Here is a 1,834-nt window from a genome sequence, read left to right as displayed (position 1 = left end):
AGCCACGATGCGGCTGCCCATGACGCCGGCGTCCACGATGGCTACGCTCCGCACCCCCACGACGAGGCCCACCATCTCTACGACAACTCCGGTGACCCCCAGGCACAGCCGCACCCGGAGGCCGAATACCACGGCGACCCGGGCGAGGAGCTGATGGCCGGAGCGGCCCGCTACGACAAGGGACCGTCCAAGAAGGTCCGCCGCCGGCGCCGCTTCCTGGCCCTGGTGCTGACCCTGACGGTCTTCGTCGTCGCAATCGCCGTCGGCGCACAGTTCCTCAAGCCCCTCCTCGGCGGGGACACCATGGCCGACTACCCCGGCCCCGGAACCGGTGAGGTCACCATCACGATCGAACCCGGCGCCGGAACGCGGTCCGTGGCCACCGAACTTCAGTCGAAAAAGGTCGTGGCCAACGCGGACACCTTCCTCAAGGAATTCACCGCCTCCGGCGGTGCCCTGAACCCCGGCACGTTCTCGATGCGCCAGGAAATGAAGAACTCCGATGCAGTGGATGTCCTGCTCAACAAGGGCCAGAGCAAAGTCATGTACTTTGCGCTCAGCGCCGGGCTGCGGATCAGCGAATCCCTGCAGGCGATTTCCGAGGGCACCGGGATTCCTGTTCAGGACCTGAAAGCGCTCAGCGATGCGCCCGCGCAGTTCGGCGTCCCGGCCAAAGCCAAAAACCTCGAGGGCTACCTGGCGCCGGGGGAGTACCGCTTCCCGTTGGGTTCCTCCGCCAAGGACATTTTGCAGAAGCTCGTCGGCAGTACCCAGGATGAACTCAAGGCCCAGGGCGTTACTGATCCCGCGAAACAGTACGACGTCGTGACGGTGGCCAGCATCGTCCAGGCCGAAGGCGGCCAGGCCGAATATGGTGACGTCGCCGGTGCCATCTACAACCGCCTCAAGCCCAACAACACCGAGACCAACGGGCTCATCCAGTCCGATGCCACCGTCACCTACGGCCTGGGCATCCGCAGCTTCCACATCGACGAGGCCCAGAAGGCTGACAAGTCGAACCCGTACAACACCTACGCCAACCAGGGGCTGCCCGCCGGACCCATCGGTTCCCCCGGCAAGACGGCCATTGACGCCGCCGCCAAGCCCAAGTCCAACAGCTTCCTCTACTGGGTCACCATCAACCTGGACACCAAGGAGACCAAGTTCTCCAAGACGCTGGCGGAACACAACGGCTACGTGGCGCAGTACAACGCCTGGTGCGAGGCCAACCCGGGACGCTGCGTATGACGCTGCGGGCGGCCGTCCTCGGGCATCCCATCAGCCATTCGAAGTCGCCGGCGCTGCACCGGGCCGCGTACGCCCACCTGGGCGTGGATATCGCCTACTCCGCCATTGACGTGACCGAGGCCGCCCTGCCCGATTTTATGAGGCAGGTCAGGGACGAGGTGCGCGCTGACGGTTCCTGGCGCGGCCTGTCAGTCACCATGCCGCTCAAATCGGCCATGGTAGCGGAAGTGGACGAGGTCCGGGGCGTGGGGCGCGTACTCGGGGTCGTCAACACGGTTGCGTTCGAATCCGACGGCGGCAGTGCTGGCCACACGCGATTGGTCGCGTACAACACCGACGTCACCGGGATCGTCAACGCGCTCCGGCACGCGGGGGCAGCCTCGGCGCCCACCGCCGTGATCCTCGGCGGGGGCGGGACCGCGGCCGCAGCCATCGCGGCGCTCAAGGAACTGGGGGCGGTGTCCGCCGACGTGTTCGTCCGCGATGTCAGCCGTGCGGCAGAGGCCCGCGCGGCCTCCGCCGCCGTCGGCGTCCCCATCCGGGTGCTTCCCCTGGCAGGCGCGGCAGCCGCCGTCGCCGCGGCCGA

The 1,834-nt window shown here is 67.2% G+C and carries 1 protein-coding gene and 1 pseudogene; both read left to right on the top strand.

The genetic code is table 11. From position 1 onward, the window contains the following. Positions 1–1,248: endolytic transglycosylase MltG (mltG, locus tag Y706_RS24750; protein ID WP_043435844.1), on the top strand; the 1,248-nt coding region annotated here is incomplete at its 5' end. Beyond that, positions 1,245–1,834 (top strand): annotated as a pseudogene (locus tag Y706_RS30165) (shikimate dehydrogenase); the annotation flags it as partial. The gene mltG and the pseudogene Y706_RS30165, both read left to right, overlap by 4 nt.

It is taken from the genome of Arthrobacter sp. I3, assembly GCF_000520575.1.
Taxonomy (GTDB): Bacteria; Actinomycetota; Actinomycetes; order Actinomycetales; family Micrococcaceae; genus Arthrobacter; species Arthrobacter humicola_A.
This window is presented reverse-complemented; position numbering and strand designations above follow the sequence as displayed.